The organism is Pseudomonas sp. P1_C12, from assembly GCF_056406435.1.
Map to the genome: position 1 here is coordinate 15,816 of NZ_JBFUAE010000023.1, position 23,674 is coordinate 39,489.

At 62.0% G+C, this 23,674-nt stretch carries 22 protein-coding genes; 10 read left to right on the forward strand and 12 right to left on the reverse strand.

Annotation, left to right across the window (positions count from 1 at the left end; translation table 11 throughout):
* Positions 1 to 70 precede the first annotated feature (70 nt).
* Together AC1D19_RS27315 and AC1D19_RS27320 are read right to left on the reverse strand one after the other, a co-directional pair.
* Positions 71 to 658 carry a LysE family translocator gene (locus AC1D19_RS27315; protein ID WP_477765186.1) on the reverse strand — a complete coding sequence of 196 codons (588 nt, stop codon included), beginning with the start codon at positions 656 to 658 and terminating at the stop codon, positions 71 to 73.
* Between the two features lie 101 nt (positions 659 to 759).
* On the reverse strand, positions 760 to 2,091 hold the full coding sequence (locus tag AC1D19_RS27320) for an aminotransferase-like domain-containing protein (protein WP_477765187.1): 1,332 nt from the start codon (positions 2,089 to 2,091) through the stop codon (positions 760 to 762).
* 89 nt (positions 2,092 to 2,180) lie between these two features.
* Between AC1D19_RS27320 and AC1D19_RS27325 the strand changes: the two genes are divergently transcribed.
* The 5 genes from AC1D19_RS27325 to AC1D19_RS27345 all read left to right on the forward strand — a co-directional run bounded on the left by AC1D19_RS27325 (position 2,181) and on the right by AC1D19_RS27345 (position 6,593).
* Entirely contained in the window at positions 2,181 to 3,077 is an 897-nt protein-coding gene (locus tag AC1D19_RS27325) for a DMT family transporter (protein ID WP_477765188.1), read from the forward strand.
* A gap of 61 nt (positions 3,078 to 3,138) precedes the next feature.
* Positions 3,139 to 3,408: a GDCCVxC domain-containing (seleno)protein gene (locus AC1D19_RS27330; protein ID WP_477765225.1), complete on the forward strand. Its 270-nt coding sequence runs from the start codon at positions 3,139 to 3,141 to the stop codon at positions 3,406 to 3,408.
* 633 nt (positions 3,409 to 4,041) lie between these two features.
* Complete coding sequence (locus tag AC1D19_RS27335) at positions 4,042 to 5,124, forward strand: bifunctional transcriptional activator/DNA repair enzyme AdaA (RefSeq protein ID WP_477765189.1); 1,083 nt, start codon at positions 4,042 to 4,044, stop codon at positions 5,122 to 5,124.
* Between the two features lie 34 nt (positions 5,125 to 5,158).
* Positions 5,159 to 5,971, forward strand: a complete 813-nt coding sequence (locus tag AC1D19_RS27340; RefSeq protein WP_477753595.1) for an isocitrate lyase/PEP mutase family protein — start codon at positions 5,159 to 5,161, stop codon at positions 5,969 to 5,971.
* A 4-nt stretch (positions 5,972 to 5,975) separates the two neighbouring features.
* Positions 5,976 to 6,593, forward strand: coding sequence for a DNA-3-methyladenine glycosylase family protein (locus AC1D19_RS27345; protein WP_477765190.1), 618 nt, complete (start codon positions 5,976 to 5,978; stop codon positions 6,591 to 6,593).
* A 116-nt stretch (positions 6,594 to 6,709) separates the two neighbouring features.
* On the opposite strand, the gene AC1D19_RS27350 is transcribed toward AC1D19_RS27345, so the two are convergent.
* The 3 genes from AC1D19_RS27350 to AC1D19_RS27360 all read right to left on the reverse strand — a co-directional run bounded on the left by AC1D19_RS27350 (position 6,710) and on the right by AC1D19_RS27360 (position 9,919).
* Entirely contained in the window at positions 6,710 to 7,807 is a 1,098-nt protein-coding gene (locus AC1D19_RS27350) for an extracellular solute-binding protein (RefSeq protein ID WP_477765191.1), read from the reverse strand.
* A gap of 2 nt (positions 7,808 to 7,809) precedes the next feature.
* Positions 7,810 to 8,934, reverse strand: a complete 1,125-nt coding sequence (aguA, locus tag AC1D19_RS27355) for an agmatine deiminase (protein ID WP_477753598.1) — start codon at positions 8,932 to 8,934, stop codon at positions 7,810 to 7,812.
* A gap of 100 nt (positions 8,935 to 9,034) precedes the next feature.
* Complete coding sequence (locus AC1D19_RS27360) at positions 9,035 to 9,919, reverse strand: LysR substrate-binding domain-containing protein (RefSeq protein WP_477765192.1); 885 nt, start codon at positions 9,917 to 9,919, stop codon at positions 9,035 to 9,037.
* Positions 9,920 to 10,127: 208 nt separating this feature from the next.
* Here AC1D19_RS27360 and AC1D19_RS27365 point away from each other — a divergent pair, with 208 nt between their 5' ends.
* Positions 10,128 to 10,619 carry a GFA family protein gene (locus AC1D19_RS27365; RefSeq protein WP_477765193.1) on the forward strand — a complete coding sequence of 164 codons (492 nt, stop codon included), beginning with the start codon at positions 10,128 to 10,130 and terminating at the stop codon, positions 10,617 to 10,619.
* Positions 10,620 to 10,634: 15 nt separating this feature from the next.
* Here the strand turns inward: AC1D19_RS27365 and AC1D19_RS27370 are convergent, their stop codons facing one another.
* Complete coding sequence (locus AC1D19_RS27370) at positions 10,635 to 11,243, reverse strand: MiaE family protein (protein ID WP_477765194.1); 609 nt, start codon at positions 11,241 to 11,243, stop codon at positions 10,635 to 10,637.
* 161 nt (positions 11,244 to 11,404) lie between these two features.
* Between AC1D19_RS27370 and AC1D19_RS27375 the strand changes: the two genes are divergently transcribed.
* On the forward strand, positions 11,405 to 12,268 hold the full coding sequence (locus tag AC1D19_RS27375; RefSeq protein ID WP_477753603.1) for a universal stress protein: 864 nt from the start codon (positions 11,405 to 11,407) through the stop codon (positions 12,266 to 12,268).
* An 83-nt stretch (positions 12,269 to 12,351) separates the two neighbouring features.
* Here the strand turns inward: AC1D19_RS27375 and AC1D19_RS27380 are convergent, their stop codons facing one another.
* Positions 12,352 to 12,822, reverse strand: coding sequence for a DUF1289 domain-containing protein (locus tag AC1D19_RS27380; RefSeq protein ID WP_056727706.1), 471 nt, complete (start codon positions 12,820 to 12,822; stop codon positions 12,352 to 12,354).
* A 457-nt stretch (positions 12,823 to 13,279) separates the two neighbouring features.
* On the opposite strand from AC1D19_RS27380, the gene acnB reads away from it, so the two are divergent.
* Entirely contained in the window at positions 13,280 to 15,880 is a 2,601-nt protein-coding gene (gene acnB / locus AC1D19_RS27385) for a bifunctional aconitate hydratase 2/2-methylisocitrate dehydratase (protein ID WP_477765226.1), read from the forward strand.
* Between the two features lie 140 nt (positions 15,881 to 16,020).
* Here the strand turns inward: acnB and AC1D19_RS27390 are convergent, their stop codons facing one another.
* The 5 genes from AC1D19_RS27390 to AC1D19_RS27410 are packed head-to-tail and all read right to left on the reverse strand — an operon-like array spanning position 16,021 to position 20,715.
* Positions 16,021 to 17,061 carry an ABC transporter substrate-binding protein gene (locus AC1D19_RS27390; protein WP_477765195.1) on the reverse strand — a complete coding sequence of 347 codons (1,041 nt, stop codon included), beginning with the start codon at positions 17,059 to 17,061 and terminating at the stop codon, positions 16,021 to 16,023.
* A gap of 35 nt (positions 17,062 to 17,096) precedes the next feature.
* Entirely contained in the window at positions 17,097 to 18,266 is a 1,170-nt protein-coding gene (gene argE / locus AC1D19_RS27395; RefSeq protein ID WP_477765196.1) for an acetylornithine deacetylase, read from the reverse strand.
* Positions 18,259 to 18,933 carry a DUF1028 domain-containing protein gene (locus AC1D19_RS27400; RefSeq protein WP_477765197.1) on the reverse strand — a complete coding sequence of 225 codons (675 nt, stop codon included), beginning with the start codon at positions 18,931 to 18,933 and terminating at the stop codon, positions 18,259 to 18,261. Before AC1D19_RS27400 ends, argE begins: the two co-directional genes overlap by 8 nt.
* 10 nt (positions 18,934 to 18,943) lie before the next feature.
* Positions 18,944 to 19,354, reverse strand: a complete 411-nt coding sequence (locus tag AC1D19_RS27405; RefSeq protein ID WP_477765198.1) for a RidA family protein — start codon at positions 19,352 to 19,354, stop codon at positions 18,944 to 18,946.
* Positions 19,354 to 20,715, reverse strand: coding sequence for a flavin-containing monooxygenase (locus tag AC1D19_RS27410; protein ID WP_477765199.1), 1,362 nt, complete (start codon positions 20,713 to 20,715; stop codon positions 19,354 to 19,356). The genes AC1D19_RS27405 and AC1D19_RS27410 overlap by 1 nt, the downstream gene beginning before the upstream one ends.
* A 274-nt stretch (positions 20,716 to 20,989) precedes the next feature.
* Here AC1D19_RS27410 and AC1D19_RS27415 point away from each other — a divergent pair, with 274 nt between their 5' ends.
* Both AC1D19_RS27415 and AC1D19_RS27420 read left to right on the forward strand, forming a co-directional pair.
* Positions 20,990 to 22,366, forward strand: coding sequence for a pyridoxal-phosphate dependent enzyme (locus AC1D19_RS27415; RefSeq protein WP_477753609.1), 1,377 nt, complete (start codon positions 20,990 to 20,992; stop codon positions 22,364 to 22,366).
* Positions 22,363 to 23,541 carry a trans-sulfuration enzyme family protein gene (locus AC1D19_RS27420; RefSeq protein WP_477765200.1) on the forward strand — a complete coding sequence of 393 codons (1,179 nt, stop codon included), beginning with the start codon at positions 22,363 to 22,365 and terminating at the stop codon, positions 23,539 to 23,541. The genes AC1D19_RS27415 and AC1D19_RS27420 overlap by 4 nt, the downstream gene beginning before the upstream one ends.
* The last annotated feature ends 133 nt before the right edge of the window (positions 23,542 to 23,674 follow it).

Below are 23,674 nucleotides of genomic sequence, written 5' to 3' on the forward strand. Positions count from 1 at the left end.
TTCGCAGCCCAACGGGGGCAAGCCCCCTCGCCACAAGTACTCTCTCGCCACAAAACCGTGGTGATTGCCGTTACGGCAGCAACAGGTACACCGCACTCACCACCAGCAACAACGCCATCGCGCGATTGAACAGGCGCATACCCGCCGAATTATTCAGAAAGCCGCGCAAAAACGTCCCGGCATAAGCCCAGCAACCGACCGACACATAGCAGATCACCAGATAAATCACGGCGAACTGCCAGACCAGGCGCGCCTCGCCATCAGCGACAAACGCGCCCATGCCGGCGACACAGGCCAGCCAGGCCTTCGGGTTGAGCCATTGCATGATGGCGCCATACAGCATCGACGGGGCCTGCGCCGCTTCCCTGGCTTGCACGTGCCCATTGTCAGCCGCCAGCTTGAAGGCCATGTACAACAGAAACGCCACGCCCGCCCATTGCACCCCCTGGGTCAGCGCCGGCCAACGTTGCAACAACTCATGCAGGCCCAACCCCATCAGCACCAGCAGCAAGACAAACCCCAGCGTGGCCCCGGCCACGTGGCGCTGGCTGGCCCTGAAGCCAAACCGCGCCCCGGAGCTCAGCGCCACAATGTTGACCGGCCCCGGCGTGATCGAGGCGACCAGCGCAAACGCCGCCATGGACATCATCAGACTCATTGCACACCTTCTTCCATCGAGTTGAACAAGGCCCTCAAGGTAAAGAGCCGAGCGGCTCGCGTATTGAAGAAAACTGCCCTGCCTTACCCTGCCCTGCATTGCTATGAGAAATAACCCACGACGCTTTTCACTTTGGTCAATGCAACGCGTAGCGAGTCCATGTCCACGGAGCCCAATGCCAGGCGTATCGCGTGGGGCACATGGGTTGATATCGCAAAGGGCTCGGCCGGCGACACCGACACCTGCTCGCGCATCAGCGCCATGGCGATCTGGTCGGCCCGGGCGTCATCCGCCAACGGCAGCCAGATGAAGTAGGAATTCGGGTGACTGATGGTTCTGAGTCCCGCCAACACCTCGCGGGCCAGGGCTTGCCTGGCCTGGGCGTCCGCGCGTTTTTGTGATTCCAGTTGGCTGACGGTGCCATCGTCGAGCCAGGCCGTGGCGATGGCGGTCATCACGCCGGGGGTGTTCCAGGTGGTCGCCATGACGGTGCGCTCGAAGGCGGCGATCCATTGCGCGGGTGCGGCAATGAAGCCAACGCGCAGCCCGGTGGCGACATTTTTCGACAGACCGGACACGTACACCGTCCGCTCAGGCGCCATCTCGGCCAGTGGTGGCGGTACGTTTTCGGCCAGGAATGCGTAGGCCGCATCCTCGATGATCGTCAGGTCATGCCGACGCGCGATCGCTACCAGTTGCTCGCGCTGAACGGTGTCCATCACCCAGCCCAAGGGGTTGTGCAAGGTCGGCATCGAGTACACGGCTCGCACCGATCGGCTGCGGCAGAGTTTTTCCAGGGCAGGCAGATCAGGCCCGGTATCCGTGACCGGAATCGGTAAGACTTCCAGATGCAGGGTTTCGACCAGCGTCTTGAAACCGGGATAGGTCAGCGCATCGGCGGCGATCACATCGCCGGGCTTGAGCAGCGTCATCATCGCCACCGCCAGGCCATGCTGGGCGCCGCTGACGATCAACACCTGCCCGGCCGGCACGCTCAGCCCGCGTTCAAGCAGATGACGCGCGACCGAAGCCCGCTCATGCAGGCGCCCCGCGTGAGGCTGATAGCGCAGGAGGGATTCCAGGTCACCGGACAACGCCAGTTGACGCAAGGCAGTGCGCAGCAGGTCGGCCTGACCGGGCAATGACGGATAATTGAAATTCAGGTCGATCATCCCTGCCGCCACCACGTGCTGCGAGATGCCCTGCCCCGGCGGCAGCGAGGTTTCCCTGACAAAGGTCCCGCGACCGGTTTCGCCGCTGACCAGCCCCATGCCTTCCAGCTCGGCATACACCCGGCTGGCGGTGACCAGTGCCAAACCGTGCTCGGTGGCCAGTTGCCGGTGAGTCGGCAAGCGCGTGCCAGGCGGCAAATGCCCGGAACGGATGTCGGCGGCAAAGGCATCCACCAGGGTTTTGTAGCGGGATCGAGGCATGTCGAGATGTATCCATGACAATTTTTTGATTGTATCGATAGTCGCTCATACGATGAGTTTCGTGCAATCAGACAATGAGCGTGAGCCAAATGGAACGGACCTCGAACCTGCAACACCAGACGCTGGAAAACAGCACCGGCGGCTGGATCAACGGCCTGATCGGCGTGGTGATTTTCAGCGGCTCGCTGCCGGCGACACGGGTGGCGGTGCTGGAGTTTGATCCGCTGTTCCTGACGGTCGCGCGCGCGACCATCGCGGCGGTCCTGGCGCTGTGCCTGCTGGGGTTGTCCAAGGAAAAACGTCCGGCGCGCCAGCAACTGATACCGCTGCTCATCGTTGCCATGGGCGTGGTCATCGGTTTCCCACTGCTGACAGCGCTGGCACTGCAATACGTGACGTCCGCGCACTCCATCGTCTTCGTCGGCCTGCTGCCCCTGGCGACGGCGGTGTTCGGCGTCCTGCGCGGCGGCGAGCGGCCACGGGCGGTGTTCTGGATTTTCTCGGTACTGGGCAGTTTGCTGGTGGTCGGGTTTGCCCTGTCCCAAGGGCTGACCGCCTCCCCGCAAGGCGACATTCTGATGCTGCTGGCCATCCTCGCCTGCGGCCTGGGTTATGCCGAAGGCGCGAAACTGTCGCGCACGCTGGGAGGCTGGCAGGTGATTTGCTGGGCGCTGGTGCTGTCGCTGCCGGTCGTGGCGGCGCTCAGCTGGATGCGCATGCCGGCTTCGTTCACCGGCATCAGCACGCCGGCCTGGTTCAGCCTGGCTTACGTCTCGCTGTTCAGCATGCTGATCGGTTTCGTGTTCTGGTACCGCGGCCTGGCCCAAGGGGGCATCGCCGCCGTTGGGCAATTGCAGCTGCTTCAGCCGTTTTTCGGGCTTTCCCTGGCCGCCACCCTGCTGCATGAACAGGTCAGCCTCGGCATGCTGGGTGTCACCGTCGCCGTGATCCTCTGCGTCGCCGGGGCAAAAAAGTTCGCCAGATAGCCCGGTGTACGGTGGTTTACGCCCATGGCTGTACGGGTCTGACCGCCGCTGAACCGTGATCGTGTTGACCTGCCCGCATTGCAGTTTCGCCAAGCGCGAAGCCATGCCCACAGATGCCTGTCAGTTTTTCCATGAATGTGGCAATTGCAGGACTCTGCTACGCCCAAATCCCGGTGACTGCTGTGTGTGCTGCTCGTTTGGCTCGATGAAGTGCCCACCGGTCCAGGAGCAGCGCGGATGCTGTGGCATCGGGACGGATGCTCCCCCACACGTGGGGAAGCCCATTTTTTGGGGGGGAGATTTAGGGTCGGCTTTCGTCTGGAGGAAGTAGCCTGGAACGCAGCGCTAAAGGCCCAAGGCTTGCGGCCAAGCCGTCTTTCACTAAAATGGCCTGATTATTGCTTTATTGTTCATACGAGCTCCCAATTTACCAGGCATCCATGTAAAAACAGCGGTTATGGGAGGTGTGTCATGTGGAATCAGCCTCTGATGCTTGTGGTGATCTACCTTACTATCACTCTCAGCATCGGCTGGTTGTGGTCCATTGCTATCCTGTATTGGCTTTGACCCAGGGGAAAAGTGAATCACTACCTGATTTTATCAACACAAATGACCGGCAGCTTCACGCCCTGAGGAAGTCAGTCAAGCAAAATCGAGGTTCTTGAGGGGCCGTGATGTCGGCGCCATTGGCGACAATGCGAAACCTGGGGATCATGGAATTTTTCCAAAAAAAAAACCCGCACAAGGCGGGTATGAAAGTAAGGAGCTTGAGTTATCAAGCGACAGGAGTGTAGACCATCAATCCCATAGCGCGACCTGTTCCTGTGCTGCAGCGGCTTCGGTGCTGCTGATGGCTCGTCGTACCTGAGGGATTTGTTGTTTTTGTGGTCGATTACTTTCCGGTCCGAAATTCGCTGTCGATTTTCCGGTGGAGGCCACCCGTGACGCGATCTATGCTGCGCCCATGAACCTACAAAAAACGCTGCTTCCGCCCCGGGCCGAAATGCTTCGCGCCATGCTCGAACGAGACACCTCCTACGAGGGGGTGTTCTTCACGGCGGTCAAGACCACAGGGATCTTCTGCCGCCCCGGTTGCACCGCCCGCAGCCCGAAACCTGCGAACGTCGAGTTCTTTGCAAGCGCCGAACAGTGCCTGGCGGCGGGCTACCGCGCCTGCCTGCGCTGCAAGCCGATGGACACCGCCGCCAGCGCGCCGGACTGGGTGCAGACACTGTTCAAATCGGTAGACGCCGACCCTGAGCAGCGCTGGACCGACGCCCAGCTACTGGCCGCAGGCATCGAACCGCTGAAACTGCGCCGCTGGTTCAAGCAGCACTTCGGCATGACCTTCCACGCGTGGCTGCGCGCCCGGCGCTTGGGCATGGCATTGGACGGGATCAAACAGGGCGACTCCATCGATGACGTCGCCTTCGATTCCGGCTACGAGTCCCTGAGCGGTTTTCGCGATGCCTTCCAGAAATCGTTTCACATCACCCCGGGCCGCGCGGCCAACAGCGAACCGCTGCTGTTCACGCGCCTGACCACGCCGCTGGGGCCGATGATCGCCATGGCCGAACGGCGTGGGCTGGTGCTGCTGGAATTTCTCGATCAGGCATCGCTGAACCCGGCGGTCGAAGCGCTGCAAAACCGTTTGGGTTATGCCGTGGCGCCGGGGCACAACGCGCATTTGCAGCAGATCGAAGCGCAATTGTCCGCGTATTTCGCCGGCACACTCACTGAGTTCAGCGTTGCCCTGCACATGCCCGGTAGTGAGTTCTCCCGCCGGGTCTGGGCCGAACTGGCGAACATCCCTTACGGCCGGACCACCACCTACGGCGCCATTGCAGCGAGGCTGGGCAAACCCGGTGCCAGCCGGGCGGTGGGCCTGGCCAACGGGCATAACCGCTTATCGATTGTCGTGCCGTGCCACCGCGTGATCGGCGCCGACGGCTCGTTGACCGGCTACGCTGGAGGCCAGCCGCGCAAGGCGTTTTTGCTCAGGCTGGAGAACGCGGCGGTGCAGCTCACGGAGCAGCTGACGTTCTGATCCCCCACGTCTTTTTCAAAAGGAAGGAAGCTCGATGGACAGGCTCGACAATCAACTGCACCAACTGCATCACGAGGATTTGCTGATCCTCACCAACGTCGCCGATGCCGCCGGGGCGCGGCTGGTGGAGCAACTGGGCAACAAGGCCGTGGCTACCAGCAGCGCGGCGGTGGCCTGGGTGCATGGCTATCCGGACGGCAACACCCTGCCCCTTGAGCGCCTGGTCTCGACGGTCGAATCGATTGCCCGGGTCATTTCGGTGCCACTGACTGTGGACATCGAAGCCGGTTATTCCGATGACCTGGAACGGGTGGCGCAGGTGGTTGACGCCGTGATCGCCGCCGGCGCTGTCGGGATCAATATCGAAGACGGTTCCTCACCGCCGGAGTTGCTGGTACGCAAGATTGAGATCGCGCGCCAGGTGGCCGACCGACGCAATGTGAACCTGTTTATCAATGCGCGCACCGATGTCTACCTGCGGGGTCTGGTGCCTGCCGAAGATCGCGTCGCCGAAACCCTCAGGCGCGCCGCGCTGTATCAGGCGGCCGGGGCCAATGGCCTGTTTGCCGCCGGCGTTACTGCGGAGTACGAGATCAAGGCACTGTGCCAGGGTACCTCGCTGCCGCTGAATGTGCTGGGGTTCCCGGGCCTGCCGTCCCCCGAAGTGCTCGAGGCACTGGGCGTACGTCGCCTGACCGCAGGTTCGGGCATCGCCGAGTTCCTCTACGGCGCCATGGCCGGCATCGCCAAAAGTTTTCTGCAAACCGGCCGGTTCGATAGCCACGACCTGAAGGCGTTGACCTATGGCGAAGTGAACGCCCTGTTGAAACCGTCCGGGAAAGCCTGAGCCCATGTCTGACGGCTATCTGGCGGCCAGTGAGTTCCTGGCCGCCATCGATGACGACTGGCGCCGCCACATCGACGCCATCGGCCCGTGCCTGCACCAGCCGCATGCGGCGCGTGATCCCTATGAGTCGCTGGTGCGGGCGATTGCCTATCAGCAACTGCATGCCAAGGCCGGCGATGCGATTGTCGGCCGGCTGCTGGCGTTGTTCGGTTCGGGTTCGTTTCCCCGGCCTGAACAGATCGTCGCCACAGATTTCGACCAACTGCGCAGTTGCGGCTTTTCCGCGAGCAAGATCGCGACCATTCAGGGCATCGCCCAGGCGTCGCTGGACGGCGTAGTGCCGGATTACGCCACGGCACTGGCCATGGACGATGAAGCGCTGGTCGAACGCCTGACCACTCTGCGCGGTGTGGGCCGCTGGACCGTGGAGATGCTGCTGATCTACAGCCTGGAGCGCCCGGATATCCTGCCGGCCGATGACTTTGGCGTGCGTGAGGGTTATCGACGGCTCAAGGGCCTGGAGGTGCAGCCGACGCGCAAGCAGATGATCGAGATCGGGTTGGCGTGGAGCCCTTACCGGACAGTCGCTGCGTGGTATTTGTGGCGGCTGCCCAACCGTTAGACCACATCGCGGTCCCTGTAGGAGCTGCCGAAGGCTGCGATCTTTTGATCTTGATCCTGAAAAACAAAATCAAAAGATCGCAGCCTTCGGCAGCTCCTACAGGGGTCGGCTTGACCTCACAACCCCGACTTCAACCGACTGAACGCCCTGATCAACGCCCGGTTGAACACCTTGCCGTTGTCATTCTTGCTGTACAGCGAAGCCCTGACCGCGGCCGGAGGATACGTCCCCGGATCGTTGCGGATCGCCGGGTCGACCAAGCCGTCCGCCGCCGTGATCGCATTGGCGTAATGGATGCTGTCGGTGATCGGAGCTATCACCTCCGGGGTCATCAGGTAGTCCATCAATGCCAGGCCGGCCTTCGGATGCGGCGCGTCCTTGGGAATGACCATGGCATCGAACCAGATCAACGTGCCCTCCTGCGGAATCCGGTACTTCAGCGAATACGGCTTGCCCGCCGCCTCGGCCTGGCCCGCCGCGATGGCCACGTTGCCGTTCCACGACATCGCCACGCAGGTGTTGCCGTTGGCCAGGTCGCTGATGTTCAGGTCGTTGTCGAAGTAGCGAATGTAGGGCCGAATCTTCGCCAGCTGCTGTTCGGCGAGCTTCAGGTCATCGAGGTTCTGGCGATTGATGTCCAGGCCCATGTACTTCATGACCGCCGCAAACACTTCGTTGGGATCGTTGAGCAGGCTGACCCCGCAATCGGCGAATTTCGAGACCACGGCCGGGTCGAACAGCATCGCCCAACTGTCGGTCGGCGCGTCGGGCAGGCGCTGTTTCACGGCCTGTTCCTGATAACCCACGCCCGTGGTGCCCCAGGCGTAGATCCCGGCATAGCGGTTGCCCGGATCGAACACCGCCATGTGCTGGCGGAATTCCTCGCCGACGCCGGCGAAATGCGGCAGTTGCTGCTTGTCGACCGTCTGCACCGCGCCACTCTCGATGGCCCGGGACAGATGCTGCCCCGCCGTTAGCACCAGATCATAGCCACTGCGGCCAGTGAGCAGCCTGGTCTCGACGGTTTCCAGGGAATCGAAGTGGTCGGCCACCACATGGATGCCGGTTTTTTCCTCGAAATTCTTCAAGGTGTCCGGGGCCAGGTATTCACCCCAGATGTACAGGTTGACCACCGGCTTGGCGGTGTCGGCGGCCTGCACACACAAGGGTGCAAGCACCAGCAGTATTGCTTGAGTCAGTTTGTGCAGGCCCATGATCACACGCCTTTCTTGTTGGAGTGGGTGGCGGCGTACTGCGGCATGGTGATGCACGCGACGTTGCCGCCACCGAGGAGGATCTCCCGAGAGTTTTCGATGCCGACGATGCTGTGTTTCGGGAACAGCTCGGCCAAGGTCGCCAACGCCACCTTGTCGTTGCGATCACCGAACAGCGGCACCACGATCGAACTGTTACCGGCGTAGTAGTTGATGTACGACGCGCAGATTTTCGTCCCGGCCTGACGGGAGTGGGTGCTGTCCTGCTGGTCCAGGCCTTCGGCTTCTTCGGCGGTCCACTCCAGCACATCCGGCTGCGGCAGCTTGTGCACGATCAACTCGCGACCGCGACTGTCGCGGGTGCTGCGCAGAATGTCGTAGGCCTCCTGATAGATTTCCCACTGTGGGTCGTCGCGGTTGTCGGTCCATTGCAGCACCACTTCACCGGGGCGCACGAAACACGCGAGGTCGTCGACATGGCCGTCGGTTTCGTCGAACTTGCAGCCCCGGGGCAGCCAGATCACTTGCTCGGCGCCGAGGTAATCGGTCAGGCGGCGGGTGACTTCGTCCTTGCCCAGATGCTGGTTGCGGTTGCGGTTGAGCAGGCATTGCTCGGTAGTGAGGATGCTGCCCTGGCCGTCGCTCTGGATGCCACCCAGTTCGGCAATCAGCGGCGCGCGGTAGCGGTCGAAGCGTTCGATTTCGAGGATCTTGCTGGCGATCTGGTCGTCCTTGTCCCACGGGTAGTACAGGCCGCCGTCGAGCCCGCCATAGGCGTTGAACTCGAAGTCGACGCCGCGCACTTCGCCACTCTGATCGTTGACCACAAAGCACGGGCCGCTGTCGCGCAACCAGGTGTCGTTGCAGGTCATTTCCACCACACGCACCTGCGGTGGCAACTGCCGGCGCGCGGTGGCGAACTGGGCCGCCGAGGCGCATACGGTGACTGGCTCGCTCATGGAAATGGCAGTAACGATCTGCACCCAGACTTTCTGCGCAGGCTTGGCACCGTTGCGCCAGACGTCGGTGCGCTCCGGCCAGCCGAGCCAGCAACCGGACTTGGCTTCGAATTCGCCGGGCAAACGGAAACCGTCCTGTTTGGGAGTGGTGTCGAGCAAACGGGCCATGGTCAAACCTCTTCAGCAGGGATTGGAATGACCACAGGCTAAGGGCGTTGGTGACTGGCTCGCCAACGATGATTATTTCGGAACACTTGAATTCAACTCATCAATCGAGCAACTGATCGTTGAACCACTCCAGCATCTGCGCCACCGCCGGACGTTCCAGCCGCACCCGTTCGCACACCAGCGCGTATTGGCCCAGGGCGGTCATGCTCGACGTAAACGGGCGGACCAGCCGACCATTGAGCAAATCCTCCTGGGCCGTCAAGTTGTCGCCCATGGCCACGCCCTGCCCTTGCGCCGCGGCCTCCAGCGCAAGCCCCGCATGGGCGAAATACAACTGGCGGTCCGGGCGTTGGTCGCCGGCATGGCTGGTGAGCCACGCGGTCCAGGTCTTGCCGTCCTGGTCGTCGTGTAGCAGGCAATGGCGTGACAGGTCCTTCGGGGTTTTCAGCGTGCCCTGGTTGAACAGGCCGGGACTGCACACCGGAAAGAACTGCAGCGCCGGCAGCGGCCGGACGAAATATGCAGTGCTGTCCACCGGGCCGGTGCCGTAGGTGATCGCCAGGTCGATGTCTTCCCCGGGCGCCGTGGCGTCGATCGGTTGTTCGTACAGATGCAAGGTGATGTGCGGGTAACGCGCGTAGAAATCCGTGAGACGACTCATCAGCCACTTTTGCGCCAACTCGGCGGTGACCGCCAGACGCAACACCGCCAGGGATGAGGGATCACGCAGCTCGTCGCAGGCATCGCCAATCAACTCGAAGGCCTGCTGCAAGCTCTGCATCAGGCGTCCGGCGGCGAGGGTCGGGCGAATCTGCCGGCCCTCGCGCACGAACAGCGATACACCGAGCTGCTCTTCGAGCTGACGAATCTGGTGGCTGACCGCGCTGTCGGTGACACACAACTCGGCCGCCGCCCGGCCGAAATGGGCATGGCGGGCGGCGCATTCGAAGGTTCGCAGGGCTGCCAGGGAAGGTAATCGTCGCATCAGGTCATGTCCCGGTTTCGAGGGGGACATGCTGACTTGGCCTTTGGTGGGCGTCCAGTGGGGACCGCGTTATCGTTCATCGCAGGCAAGCCTGCTCCCACAGGTTAGGGCTGTGTTAACCACGGGACTCTGTAGGAGCTGGCTTGCCAGCGAAGGGGCCTGACGGTCTAGGCTGTTCCGGGTACGTTCAAGACAACCGGAGGCTCTCATGCAACTCGAAGGTTCCTGCCATTGCGGCGCGGTGTCGTTCAGTTTGACCAGCGCCCACCCCTACCCTTACCAGCGTTGCTACTGCTCGATCTGCCGCAAAACCCAGGGCGGTGGCGGTTATGCGATCAACCTCGGGGGCGATGCCGCCAGCCTCAAGGTTCGCGGGCGCAAGCACATCGCGATCTACCATGCACGGATCAAGGAAGAAGGCGACAAACGCGCCCACAGCAGCACCGCCGAGCGGCATTTCTGCTCGGTTTGCGGCTCGGGTCTGTGGTTGTTCAGTCCGCAGTGGCCGGAGTTGATCCATCCGTTCGCCTCGGCCATCGACACCCCGCTGCCGGTACCGCCGGAGCACACGCATCTGATGCTGGGTTCAAAGGCATCATGGGTGGAAGTCGAAGCGCAGCGCGGAGATCTACAGTTCGATGTGTACCCCGAAGAGTCCATCGCGCAATGGCATGAACGGCTGGGTTTGAGCCGTTCATGACTGGGTGGTGCGGGATTACGCCGCAGCCGGCACACCACTATGAAAACGGAATTCCACATCCGGGGATTCGATCAGTTCCTGCTCGGCGGCGCGGACCTTGTCGATCACATGCGCAATGTCCTTGGCGTCGCCGTACTGGTAGGCCAGTTTCAGGTAACCCTGGAAATGCCGGGCCTCGCTCTTGAGCAGACCGAAATAGAACTTGCCCAGCTCTTCGTCCAGGTGCGGCACCAGCGCTTCGAAACGCTCGCAACTGCGGGCCTCGATGAACGCCCCCACCACCAATGTGTCCACCAGCTTCACCGGCTCGTGACTGCGCACCACCTTGCGCAGCCCCGATGCATAGCGCCCGGCGGACAGCTGGCGCAGTTCGATCTTGCGGCGCTTCATCAGGCGCATGACCTGTTCGTGGTGCACCAGCTCTTCCCGGGCCAGGCGCGACATCATGTTGATCAGATCGACGTGGGAGTGATACTTGGCGATCAGGCTCAACGCGGTGCTGGCGGCCTTGAATTCGCAGTTCTTGTGGTCGATCAGCAGGGTTTCCTGATCGGCCAGCGCGGCCTGGATCCAGCCGTCGGGGGTGCGGCAGCCAAGGAACTCGTGAATTTCGGGAAGGATCATGGGGCTCACGGACAAATAGGTTCAAACGAAGGGCGCCGATTATACCGGCCTGCCCGCAGACCACCAGTCGCCAACCGTTGATATGCATCAAGTCCCCGAATCACAGACAGCAACTATAGTTGTGCAACGCCGTGCTTTTTCATTTTCAGGAGATCGTGCTCATGCAAGCCGTACGCAGCATTCTGGTGGTCATCGACCCCGAACACTCCGAAAGCCTGGCGCTCAAGCGGGCGAAGTTGATCGCCGGTGTCACCCAGGCGCAGTTGCATCTGCTGGTGTGCGACCCCAAGCATGATCACAGTGGCATGTTGGGTGTGCTCAAGGCCGCTTTACTGGAAGACGGTTACAACATCACCACTGAGCAGGCCTGGAACCAGAGCCTGCATCAAACCATCATCGATGTGCAGCAAGCCGAAGGCTGCGGCCTTGTGGTGAAGCAACACTTTCCCGACAGCGCGCTGAAAAAGGCCCTGCTGACACCCGAGGACTGGAAATTGCTGCGCCAATGCCCTTCCCCGGTACTGCTGGTGAAAACCGCTGGCTCATGGAAAGACAAAGTGATCCTGGCAGCCGTCGACGTCGGCAACAGCGACCTCGAACACCGCCACCTGCACGACACCATCATTGATCATGGCTATGACATCGCAACCCTGGCCAAGGCTCACTTGCACGTGATCAGCGCCCACCCGTCGCCGATGCTGTCGTCGGCCGACCCGACGTTTCAACTCAGCGAAACCATCCAGGCGCGCTACCGCGAGCAATGCAAGTCGTTCCAGGCGGAATTCGACATCGACGATGAGCATCTGCACATCGAGGAAGGCCCGGCGGATGTGTTGATTCCGTTCATGGTGCACAAGCTGCAGGCGGCGGTGACGGTGATCGGTACCGTGGCCCGTAGCGGATTGTCCGGGACCTTGATCGGTAATACGGCGGAAGTGGTGCTCGATGCGGTGGAGAGCGACGTGCTGGTGCTCAAGCCGATGGAAGTGGCGGATCATCTTGAGGAGATTGCCGACAAGCATTGAGGACAGATCAAAAGATCGCAGCCTGCGGCAGCTCCTACAGGGAAACACGACCAATGTAGGAGCTGCCGCAGGCTGCGATCTTTTCAGCCGCCAAAGGCATCTTTCAGGAACCCCGGCGCAATGTAGCGCTGGTAATGGGCCTCGGAGAGCAGGAAAAATTCCCGATCAATGGCATCGCGCAATTCCGGCAGGTTCCACTCGCGAAACTCCGGCAGCAATACCATCCCGTAGGCTTCCAGGTTGTTGATCACCCGCGCCCCCCGGGCGATCAACTGGTAGGCCCAGCAATATTCCGACTGATGGGGCACGAAGCGGATCTTGCGTTGCTCCAGCTGCATCCGCAGCAGCGCCGGATCGAAAATTTCCACCTTGGCGGCCATCACCTGGGACAGCAACTGCTCAAGGCGCAGCCATACCGCGCGCTTTTCTTCCTCGTTGTAACCGTTCCAGTGGATCACTTCGTGGTGGAAACGCTTGCAGCCACGGCACACCAGGTCACCGTAAACAGTGGAGCAGAGGCCGACGCAGGGTGTCTTGATGGTCTGATTGGGCATAGATAGGCAAAACGCGAAAAAGCAGAACAGGCCGGCATGTTAGCCCTTTGTCCGATATTCATCACCCCTCAAAGTTAAAGGGTTAGGGTCAACGGACCTCTGTTGGGCGCCACCACCAAAGTCCAATAAACACTGACTTACCTTTAATTTTTTTTTGCCGTAGAATCAGCCTGCCTTTTTAGGCGCCAATGTCCGTTAGAAGCTGTTTTCAAAGCGTCACGAGCACAGTCGTTCCTTCAGAGCGGTGTTGGCGAGGGGTTTTTCCAGCGGGGAAAAGCCCAACGCCAACCCTCATCAGCTCCCGTTCTGCAGGCGTAAAACTTTGAAAGCAGCTTCTGTAAGGAATTGTCGGTAATTCTGGCTAAGTGGCTCACAACGCCATGCTGCGCATGAGTACGGCAATTTCGGGATGAGCGTCCCGGACACCCATTTGGGACCACTGATGAGGGTAATAACTGTGCTTGAAGCCTACCGCAAACATATCGAAGAGCGCGCAGCACTGGGTATCGTTCCCCAGCCGCTAAACGCCGAACAAACTGCAGGCCTGGTCGAGCTGCTGAAAAATCCCCCGGCTGGCGAAGAAGCGTTCCTCGTTGACCTGATCACCAATCGCGTTCCGCCAGGCGTGGACGAAGCTGCCTATGTCAAGGCCGGCTTCCTGTCCGCCATCGCCAAAGGCGAAGCCAAATCCCCCCTGATCGACAAGAAGCGCGCTGTTGAACTGCTCGGCACCATGCAGGGCGGCTACAACATCGTGACCCTGGTTACCCTGCTGGACGACGCCGAACTGGCGCCAGTAGCTGCCAAAGAACTCAAGCACACCCTGCTGATGTTCGACGCCTTCCACGACGTCGCTGAAAAAGCCAAGAACGGTAACGTTCACGCCCAAGGCGTGCTGCAATCCTGGGCTGACGGCGAGTGGTTCGTGAAGCGCCCGACCCTGGCCGACAAGATCAGCCTGCGCGTGTTCAAGGTCACCGGCGAAACCAACACCGACGACCTGTCCCCTGCGCCTGATGCCTGGTCCCGTCCAGACATCCCGCTGCACGCCCTGGCCATGCTGAAAATGGCTCGCGACGGCATCGTGCCTGATGCACAAGGCGCCACCGGCCCGATGAAGCAGATCGAAGAAATGCGCAACGCCGGCTTCCCGATCGCCTACGTCGGTGACGTGGTCGGTACCGGTTCTTCGCGTAAATCGGCCACCAACTCGGTGCTGTGGTTCTTCGGCGACGACGTTCCTTACGTGCCGAACAAGCGTGCAGGCGGCTTCTGCTTCGGCAGCAAGATCGCTCCGATCTTCTACAACACCATGGAAGATGCCGGCGCACTGCCAATCGAATTCGACGTTTCCAACATGCACATGGGCGACGTGATCGACCTGTACCCGCATGCTGGCAAAGTCTGCAAGCACGGCACCGACGAAGTCCTGACCACCTTCGAAATGAAGACCCCGGTCCTGTTGGACGAAGTGCGTGCTGGCGGCCGTATTCCGCTGATCATCGGCCGTGGCCTGACCGAAAAGGCTCGCACCGAGCTGGGTCTGCCACCTTCGACCCTGTTCAAGAAGCCTGAAGCACCGGCTGAAAGCACCAAGGGTTTCACCCTGGCGCAGAAAATGGTCGGCAAGGCTTGCGGCGTGGCCGGCGTTCGTCCGGGCACCTACTGCGAACCGAAGATGACCACCGTGGGTTCCCAGGACACCACCGGTCCCATGACCCGTGACGAACTGAAAGACCTGGCGTGCCTGGGCTTCTCGACCGATCTGGTGATGCAGTCCTTCTGCCACACCGCGGCTTACCCCAAGCCGATCGACGTGACCACCCACCACACCCTGCCTGACTTCATCATGACCCGCGGCGGCGTTTCCCTGCGTCCGGGCGACGGCATCATCCACTCGTGGCTGAACCGCATGCTGCTGCCAGACACCGTCGGTACCGGTGGTGACTCCCACACCCGTTTCCCGATCGGCATCTCGTTCCCGGCCGGTTCCGGTCTGGTTGCGTTCGCCGCAGCCACCGGCGTCATGCCGCTGGACATGCCAGAGTCGATCCTGGTTCGCTTCAAAGGCGAACTGCAGCCAGGCGTCACCCTGCGTGACCTGGTTCACGCCATTCCTTACTACGCGATCCAGGCTGGCCTGTTGACCGTAGAGAAGAAAGGCAAGAAGAACGCCTTCTCCGGTCGCATCCTGGAGATCGAAGGTCTGCCTAAACTGACCGTAGAGCAAGCGTTCGAACTGTCTGACGCCTCGGCTGAACGTTCGGCTGCCGGTTGCACCATCCAGCTGTCCAAAGAGTCGATTGCCGAATACCTGCAGTCCAACATCACCCTGCTGCGCTGGATGATCGGCGAAGGCTACGGCGATGCACGTACTCTGGAACGTCGCGCTCAAGCAATGGAAGCCTGGCTGGCCAACCCTGAGCTGCTGCAAGCGGACAAAGACGCTGAATACGCTGAAATCATCGAGATCGACCTGGCCGACATCAAGGAGCCTGTGCTCTGCGCGCCGAACGACCCGGACGACGCTCGCCTGCTCTCCAGTGTTGCTGGCGAGAAGATCGACGAAGTGTTCATCGGTTCCTGCATGACCAACATCGGCCACTTCCGCGCTGCCGGCAAGTTGCTGGAACAGGTCAAGGGTCAGCTGCCAACCCGTCTGTGGCTGTCGCCGCCGACCAAGATGGACGCTCACCAGCTGACCGAAGAAGGCTACTACGGCATCTACGGCAAGGCCGGCGCGCGCATGGAAATGCCAGGCTGCTCGCTGTGCATGGGTAACCAGGCACGTGTAGAGCCGAACTCGACTGTCGTGTCGACTTCGACCCGTAACTTCCCGAACCGTCTGGGTGACGGCGCGAACGTCTACCTGGCTTCGGCTGAGCTGGCGTCCGTGGCTTCCATCCTGGGTCGCCTGCCGACCGTCGAGGAGTACATGGAATACGCTGGCAAGATCGACAGCATGGCGGCCGATGTCTACCGCTACCTGTCCTTCGACCAGATCGCCGAGTTCCGTGAAGCTGCTGCGAACGCCAACATCCCGGTCGTTCAAGCCTAACGTTGCAACGCAATGAAAAACGCCGCCCATCGTGAGATGAGCGGCGTTTTTTTATGCCGATGAAAAGTCACTGGCTGTTCCGGCCTCATCGCGGGCAAGCCCGCTCCCACAGGGTTTTGGGTGTTCACACGGTTTCTGTATTACCGCGCAGCCCAGGCATTGAAGCGCTGTTCAAGCTCCTCGCCATGGTCGACCCAGAACTCCGCGTCCACGGCCCGCGCGCCGGCCAGGTTGGCCTCGGCGGTCGGCAGTTGCTCCTGCACGTCCTTGGGCAGCAATGACAGAGTCTGGCGATGCACCGGCCCGTACGGGATGGTTTCCGAGAAGACTTTTTGCGTCTGCGGCTGACTGGCAAATGCAATGAAGTTTTCCGCCAATGCCTTGTTCGGCGTGCCTTTGACCACCGCCCAGTATTCCGGGTCGTACAGGCTCTGCGGCCAGACGATGCTCAGCCTCATGCCTTCCTTTTGCGCCGAAGCGATCCGCCCGTTGTAGGCGGCGCTCATCACCACGTCGCCGGCCACCAGCCATTGCGCCGGTTGCGCGCCCGCCTCCCACCACTGGATGTTCGGCTTGATCTGGTCGAGTTTGGCAAAGGCCCGCGTCACGCCTTGCGGAGTATTCAAGACCTTGTACACGTCGTCCGCCTTGACGCCGTCGGCCAGCAAGGCGATTTCCAGGGTGTACTTGGCGCTCTTGCGCAGGCCGCGCTTGCCCGGGAAGTCGGCGACATTCCAGAAGTCCGCCCAGGATTGCGGCGCCTTGGCCTGCTTGCTCTGGTCATAGGCCATGACCATCGACCAGACATAAGTGGCCACCCCGCATTCGGTCAACGCACCGGGCACGAAGTTCGCCGAATCACCGAAGCGCCCCGCATCGAGTTTCTCGAACAAGCCCTCCTCGCAGCCGCGCAACAATTCGGGGCTTTCGACTTCGACCACGTCCCAACTGGTGTGACCGGCCGAGACCATGGCCTTGATCTTTGACAGTTCGCCGTTGTACTCACCGGCGATGATGTTGCCCGCGCCGCTGGCGTTGAAGGGCTTGAAGTAGGCTTTATCCTGAGCCTGTTTGGTAGCACCACCGAAGGAAATCACGGTGAGGTCCTGGGGGGCCGCCCACACACTGGCACTCAACACCGCCAGGGCAAACGGAACACTGCAACGCAAGGATCTGGACATGGATCGCTTCCTCGGGTCTTGTCGACCCATTGTTGTTATCGGTGTTCGGATTCACTCAAGTAAGCCGCCAGGCGATCCATCAGGCGGTCACAGGCCGCCATCTGTTCGACGCTGACAAATTCATCGGGCTTGTGCCCCTGGTCCATGCTGCCGGGACCGCAGACCACCGAAGGAATGCCGGCCTGATCGAACAGCCCGCCTTCGGTGCCAAAGGCCACGGTGCTGAAATCGTCACTGCCGCACAGCCGGGCAATCAGCCGGGCCGCCGCGCTGTCGGCGGGCGTCGCCAGGCCGGGATAGGCCGAGATTTTTTCAAAGCGGATACCGGTATCGGTGTCCACGGCCTGCATGGCCGGCAGCAACGTCTGCTCGGCGTAGTCCTGCAGTTCATCGACGACCACTTGCGGGGCGAAGTCCGGCAAGGCGCGGATCTCGAAATCGAAACGGCAATCCGCTGGCACGATGTTCAGCGCCGTCCCGCCCTGGATCACTCCGACCTGCACGGTCGAGAACGCCGGATCGAAGCGTTTGTCGTGCAATGGCGGCCGGGCCAGGGTGGCGCCGATGTCGCCCAGCCGACCGATCAGGCGCGCGGCCTGCTCGATGGCATTGACCCCATAAGGTGCGTAGGCCGAATGACAGGCGGCGCCGCGCACGTGGCACCGCATCGCCAGTTTGCCCTTGTGGCCGAGCACCGGCTTGAGTTCGGTCGGCTCGCCGATCAAACACATCGCCGGTGCCGGGATGCGTTGCAGCAGCACTTCCAGCAATCCGCGCACGCCGAGGCAACCGACCTCTTCGTCATAGGAAAACGCCAAATGCACCGGGCGCTTCAAAGGGCTCGAGAGAAACATCGGCACCGCCGCCAGCACAGAAGCCAGATAGCCTTTCATGTCCGCGGTGCCGCGGCCGTAAAGCTTGCCGCCCGCCTCGCTCAGCCGGAACGGCTCGACCGTCCAGGCCTGGCCGTCCACCGGCACCACGTCGGTGTGCCCGGACAGCACGATGCCGCCGGCCACACGCGGGCCGACCGTGGCCAACAGATTGGCCTTGGTCCGCTCGGTGTTGTAGATCAGTTCGCAATCCACGCCCAGTTCGTGCAGGTAGTCACGCACGAACTCGATCAGCTCCAGGTTCGAATCGCGGCTGACCGTGGCGAACCCGATCAATCGCGCGAGCATGGCGCGGCTGCGCAACTCACTCATCGCCGGGCACTCCATAAGCGGGGGCCAGGGTCGGATTGAGGGCGCGGGTCAGGTAGTCCTGCAATTGCGGTTCGTAGGCCGTCCACAGTTTGCCCAGCTCGCTGATCGGGTTTTCATCGGCCCAATCCACCCGCAGGTCGACAATCGGCCAGGTCAGGTCACCCACCACCGACAGCGCCGCCGAGTGCACCGCGCCGGCTTCGCCACCGGCATCCTGCCCGGCCTGCAAGGCGCTCATCAGCCGGGTGGCGAGGCAGCCTTCGCTGTTTTCGAACGCCGCGACCATCGCTTCGATCACCCCACTGTTGGCCAGCAGGTTGCCGGCCGCCACGCATTGGTCACCGGCTAGGGCGTTATTGATGCCCAGGGCATGGTTGCCGCTGAACACCGCCGTACGGCCCTGAGCATCCACCACCGCCACCTGGCGGTATTGGCTGTAGCCATTGCGGGTCAATGAGTGATCCAGCGCCTGGGGTGGCGCCGAGCCGTTGGCCAGTTCATCGAGGATCTGCGGGCCGAGGGCCGGCAGCGTGATGTTCTGGCTCGACACCGCGCCGACACCGGCACGCAGCCACGGGCAGCGCGCGCCGACGGCAATGCTCGAAGAGCTGATGGCAATGCCCAACTGACCGGTCTCGGCGCAGCGACCCACGATGGAAAAAGTCATGGCCAATTCCTTATTCAGGGATGACAGCGATCACATCGATTTCCATCAGCCACTGCGGCTGGCCGAGGGCGCTGACCACAAGGCCAGTGGAAATCGGGAACACGCCCTTGAGCCACTTGCCGACCTCCTGGTACACCGGCTCGCGATAGCGCGGGTCGATCAGGTAAGTGGTGGTCTTGACGATATGGCTCAGGTCGCTGCCCGCCTCTTCCAGCAATTGCTTGACGTTGCGCATGGCCTGCTCGGCCTGGGCGCGCGGATCGCCGAGGCCCACCAGTTGACCGTTGAAATCGCTACCGACCTGGCCACGCACATACACGGTGTTGCCGGCGCGCACGGCCTGGCACAGGTCGTTGTCGAGCGTCTGGTTCGGGTAGGTGTCTTTGGTGTTGAACATGCGGATGCGGGTATGAGTTGGCATTAACGAACTCCCATGAGGCTGGCTTTCTGAATGGGTGCACGGGCGGCGTCGGCTTGACGCTGGGTCGCATCCCGATAGTTGAGATAGGTGTGCTGTTTAACGATGTGATCGGCGATGTGCTTGGCGTCGTGCCAAACGCCCCAGATAAACGCGGAGCCGCGGCGGGACTGCCAAGGCAACCCGACGAAATACACCCCCGGCTCGGCCGACACGCCGCGCTGGTGTTGCGGTTTACCGTTGTCCTTGAAGGCGTCGACCTTCAGCCAGCTGTAATCGGTGGAGTAACCGGTGGCCCAGATGATGGTGGTGACGCCGGCCTTGAGCAGGTCCAGTTCCAGGATTGGATGGGTCACGCAGTCCGGGTCCGCCAGCATGGCCCGGGCTTCGGGTTCCAGCGGCAGGTCCAGGCCATTGCGTTCGATATAAGCGTCGGCCTTGTCGAGCAGTGCCAGGTAATTTTCATCGCCACGTTTAATGTTGTCGGCGAGGTTGTCTTCGAAACTCACCACAGCGCCGTTGAACGCCTGGGTCAGGCCGACCAGCGTCATGCCTTGATGGGCCAGCCGGCGGAAGTCCACGGTGTGGCCACCACGGGCACCGCTCACGGCGATGGTCACATGCTCTTTACCGGGCTGCATGGCCTCGGCATCCCACTCGCCGAGCACCCCCAGCCACCAGCAGAAATCACGGTTGCGATAGGCACGGGGCGGACGATCGTGGGCGCCCACCGACAGGTAGACCTGCTTGCCGGAACGTTGCAGTTCATCGGCGATCTGCACGCCCGAGGAACCGGCTCCCACCACCAGCACCGCGCCTTCGGCCAGTTGCTGCGGGTTGTAGTATTGGGCGGAGTGAATCTGGGTGATGCCGGCGATTTCGGGAGCAATCGGCGGAATGGCCGGACGCTGGAACGGACCGGTGGCGACCACTACATGCCGGGCTTCGATCACGCCATCAGAGGTTTCAACAGTAAAGCCCGGACGGTCGGCGTTACGTTCAACTTTCTTCACGTCCACGCCGGTACGGATCGGCGCGTTGAACTTCTTGGCATAGGCTTCGAAGTACTCAGCCACCTGCTCTTTCCCGGCGAAGGCATCCGGGTCCAGACCGTCGAATTCCAGCCCCGGGAAACGGTCGTGCCAGGCCGGACCGTTGGCCACCAGCGAATCCCAGCGGCCGGTGCGCCAGGCTTCGGCGATACGATTGCGCTCCACAACGAGGTGAGGCACACCGAGCTTGCTCAGGTGTTCACTCATGGCCACGCCGGCCTGGCCGGCGCCAACTACAAGCGTATCAATTTCGGTCTTGTCAACTGTCATGGCTGTGCACTTCTGAAAGGTGGTTTGATTCAGGTCGGTCATGGCTGCCGCCTCGATTCTGATCACTGTTGTTCTTCTGCTGCGGCTATCGGTGTCAGGGTGTTGGCCGCATTCTGTTCGGAGCCGGGAAATAGCGAAATTATGTTTTTTGTGGTCGCTGGAGAGGAAAAAGCGTCGAGGCGACCGGTTGGCTGTGCAAGGTTGCGGTCGACCCGATCCCGGCCTATGGTCCAAGCGATGCATTGCCCGCGACCGACGCGAAGACCCGGCGCGGATTGCTGTCCATCCAGTGCGGATTTACGCAAGGAGTGATGACATGCCCGACAATTCCCGTCCTGCCGTGCTCGAACTGATTGGCAATACCCCGCTGGTGCGCGTCAGCCGTTTCGATACCGGCCCATGCACACTGTTTCTCAAACTCGAATCCCAGAACCCCGGCGGTTCGATCAAGGACCGCATCGGTCTGGCGATGATCGATGTCGCCGAACGCGATGGTCGCCTGCGCCCCGGCGGCACCATTGTCGAAGCCACCGCCGGCAACACCGGGCTGGGCCTGGCCCTGGTCGGCCGCGCCAAGGGTTACCGGGTGGTGCTGGTGGTGCCGGACAAGATGTCCACCGAGAAGGTCCTGCACCTCAAGGCCATGGGCGCCGAGGTGCACATCACCCGCTCCGATGTCGGCAAGGGCCATCCCGAGTATTACCAGGACGTCGCCGCACGGCTGGCGGCGGACATTCCCGATGCGTTCTTCGCCGACCAGTTCAACAACCCCGCCAACCCGCTGGCCCACGAATGCAGCACCGCGCCGGAGATCTGGGCGCAGACCCAGCACGATGTGGACGCCATCGTCGTCGGTGTCGGTTCGGCCGGCACCCTCACCGGCCTGACCCGCTTCTTCAAACGGGTGCAGCCGGACCTGGAAATGGTCCTGGCCGACCCGGTCGGCTCGGTGATGGCCGAATACAGCCGCAATGGCACCCTCCCCACCCCCGGTTCCTGGGCGGTGGAAGGCATCGGCGAAGACTTCATTCCGTCGATTGCCGACCTGTCCAGCGTGCGCCACGCCTATTCGATCAGCGACGAAGAAAGCTTCGACCACGCCCGCCAGTTGCTGCGCGCCGAAGGCATTCTTGGCGGCTCGTCGACCGGCACCTTGCTGGCGGCGGCGTTGCGTTACTGCCGAGAACAGACCCAGCCGAAACGGGTGGTGAGCTTCGTCTGCGACACCGGTACGCGTTACCTGTCGAAGGTCTACAACGACCAGTGGATGAACGATCAGGGCCTGCTGCAACGCAAGCACTACGGCGACCTGCGCGACCTGATCGCGCGGCGTTTCGAAGATGGCCGGGTGATCAGCGTCGGCCCGGATGACACGCTACTGACGGCTTTTCAACGCATGCGCCTGGCGGATGTCTCGCAACTGCCGGTGTTGGTGAAGGGGCAGCAACTGGTCGGCGTGATCGACGAGTCCGACATCCTGCTGGGCGTGCATGAAGACGTTGCGCACTTTCGCAAGACCGTATCCAGCGCCATGACCGACAAACTGCAAACCCTGTCCCCCGATGCCTCACTGGCGGATCTGGAGGCAGAACTGGGCCGTGGGCTGGTGGCGATCATCCAGGATGCCTCGGGCTTCCACGGCCTGATTACCCGAACCGACATGCTCAATCACCTGCGGAGATCCCTGCCATGAGTCAACAGGATAAAAACGCCCCGCCACAGGGCTTCGCCACCCGGGTGATCCACGCCGGGCAAGTGCCGGACCCATCCACCGGGGCGTTGATGCCGCCGATCTACGCCAACTCCACCTACCTGCAACAGAGCCCCGGGGTGCACAAGGGCCTGGACTACGGGCGTTCGCACAACCCGACGCGCTGGGCGCTGGAGCGCTGCGTGGCGGACCTCGAAGGCGGCACCCGGGGCTTTGCCTTCGCCTCGGGGCTGGCGACCATTTCCACGGTGCTCGAACTGCTCGACGCCGGCTCGCACATCGTCTCGGGTAACGATCTGTACGGCGGCACCTTCCGCCTGTTCGACAAGGTGCGCCAGCGCAGCGCCGGGCACCGTTTCAGCTTCGTCGACCTGACCGACCTGGCGGCGTTCGAGGCCTCCCTGCAAGACGACACCCGGATGGTCATGGTCGAGACCCCGAGCAATCCGCTGCTGCGCCTCACGGACCTCGCCGCCATCGCCCGCACCTGCCGCGCACGCGGCATCATCTGCGTGGCCGACAACACCTTCGCCAGCCCGTGGATCCAGCGCCCGCTGGAACTGGGTTTCGACATCGTGCTGCACTCGACCACCAAATACCTCAACGGCCACTCCGACGTGATCGGCGGCATCGCCGTGGTCGGGCAGAACGCCGAACTGGCCGAGCGCCTGGGCTTCCTGCAAAACGCCGTCGGCGCCATCGCCGGCCCGTTCGACGCCTTCCTCACCCTGCGCGGCGTGAAGACCCTGGCGCTGCGCATGGAGCGGCATTGCAGCAACGCACTGGAGCTGGCGCAGTGGCTGGAGCGCCAACCGCAAGTGTCGCGGGTGTATTACCCCGGCCTGCCGTCGCACCCGCAACACGAACTGGCCCAACGGCAAATGCATGGTTTCGGCGGGATGATCTCCCTCGATCTCAACAGCGACCTGGCTGGCGCCAAACGCTTCCTTGAAAGCGTGCAGATCTTCGCCCTGGCCGAAAGCCTGGGCGGCGTGGAAAGCCTGATCGAACACCCGGCGATCATGACCCACGCCACCATTCCGCCCGCCACCCGCGCAGAACTGGGGATTGGCGACGGGTTGGTGCGGTTGTCGGTGGGGGTTGAGGATGTGGAGGACTTGCGCGCGGATCTCGCGCAGGCGTTGGCGCGGATGTAACGCTTGCGAGAGGACCAAAGTCAAAAGATCGCAGCCTGCGGCAGCTCCTACAGAAGGTGTGCATCCCAATGTAGGAGCTGCCGCAGGCTGCGATCTTTCAAGGCTTCATCTATACGAGCCATTGCACCCATCT

Bases quoted from the DNA above. Each gene is read 5' to 3' on its own strand.
- AC1D19_RS27315 (WP_477765186.1), bottom strand. From the start codon at position 658: ATGAGTCTGATGATGTCCATGGCGGCGTTTGCGCTGGTCGCCTCGATC.
- AC1D19_RS27320 (WP_477765187.1), bottom strand. From the start codon at position 2,091: ATGCCTCGATCCCGCTACAAAACCCTGGTGGATGCCTTTGCCGCCGAC.
- AC1D19_RS27325 (WP_477765188.1), top strand. From the start codon at position 2,181: ATGGAACGGACCTCGAACCTGCAACACCAGACGCTGGAAAACAGCACC.
- AC1D19_RS27335 (WP_477765189.1), top strand. From the start codon at position 4,042: ATGAACCTACAAAAAACGCTGCTTCCGCCCCGGGCCGAAATGCTTCGC.
- AC1D19_RS27340 (WP_477753595.1), top strand. From the start codon at position 5,159: ATGGACAGGCTCGACAATCAACTGCACCAACTGCATCACGAGGATTTG.
- AC1D19_RS27345 (WP_477765190.1), top strand. From the start codon at position 5,976: ATGTCTGACGGCTATCTGGCGGCCAGTGAGTTCCTGGCCGCCATCGAT.
- AC1D19_RS27350 (WP_477765191.1), bottom strand. From the start codon at position 7,807: ATGGGCCTGCACAAACTGACTCAAGCAATACTGCTGGTGCTTGCACCC.
- aguA (WP_477753598.1), bottom strand. From the start codon at position 8,934: ATGGCCCGTTTGCTCGACACCACTCCCAAACAGGACGGTTTCCGTTTG.
- AC1D19_RS27360 (WP_477765192.1), bottom strand. From the start codon at position 9,919: ATGCGACGATTACCTTCCCTGGCAGCCCTGCGAACCTTCGAATGCGCC.
- AC1D19_RS27365 (WP_477765193.1), top strand. From the start codon at position 10,128: ATGCAACTCGAAGGTTCCTGCCATTGCGGCGCGGTGTCGTTCAGTTTG.
- AC1D19_RS27370 (WP_477765194.1), bottom strand. From the start codon at position 11,243: ATGATCCTTCCCGAAATTCACGAGTTCCTTGGCTGCCGCACCCCCGAC.
- AC1D19_RS27375 (WP_477753603.1), top strand. From the start codon at position 11,405: ATGCAAGCCGTACGCAGCATTCTGGTGGTCATCGACCCCGAACACTCC.
- AC1D19_RS27380 (WP_056727706.1), bottom strand. From the start codon at position 12,822: ATGCCCAATCAGACCATCAAGACACCCTGCGTCGGCCTCTGCTCCACT.
- AC1D19_RS27390 (WP_477765195.1), bottom strand. From the start codon at position 17,061: ATGTCCAGATCCTTGCGTTGCAGTGTTCCGTTTGCCCTGGCGGTGTTG.
- argE (WP_477765196.1), bottom strand. From the start codon at position 18,266: ATGAGTGAGTTGCGCAGCCGCGCCATGCTCGCGCGATTGATCGGGTTC.
- AC1D19_RS27400 (WP_477765197.1), bottom strand. From the start codon at position 18,933: ATGACTTTTTCCATCGTGGGTCGCTGCGCCGAGACCGGTCAGTTGGGC.
- AC1D19_RS27405 (WP_477765198.1), bottom strand. From the start codon at position 19,354: ATGCCAACTCATACCCGCATCCGCATGTTCAACACCAAAGACACCTAC.
- AC1D19_RS27410 (WP_477765199.1), bottom strand. From the start codon at position 20,715: ATGACCGACCTGAATCAAACCACCTTTCAGAAGTGCACAGCCATGACA.
- AC1D19_RS27415 (WP_477753609.1), top strand. From the start codon at position 20,990: ATGCCCGACAATTCCCGTCCTGCCGTGCTCGAACTGATTGGCAATACC.
- AC1D19_RS27420 (WP_477765200.1), top strand. From the start codon at position 22,363: ATGAGTCAACAGGATAAAAACGCCCCGCCACAGGGCTTCGCCACCCGG.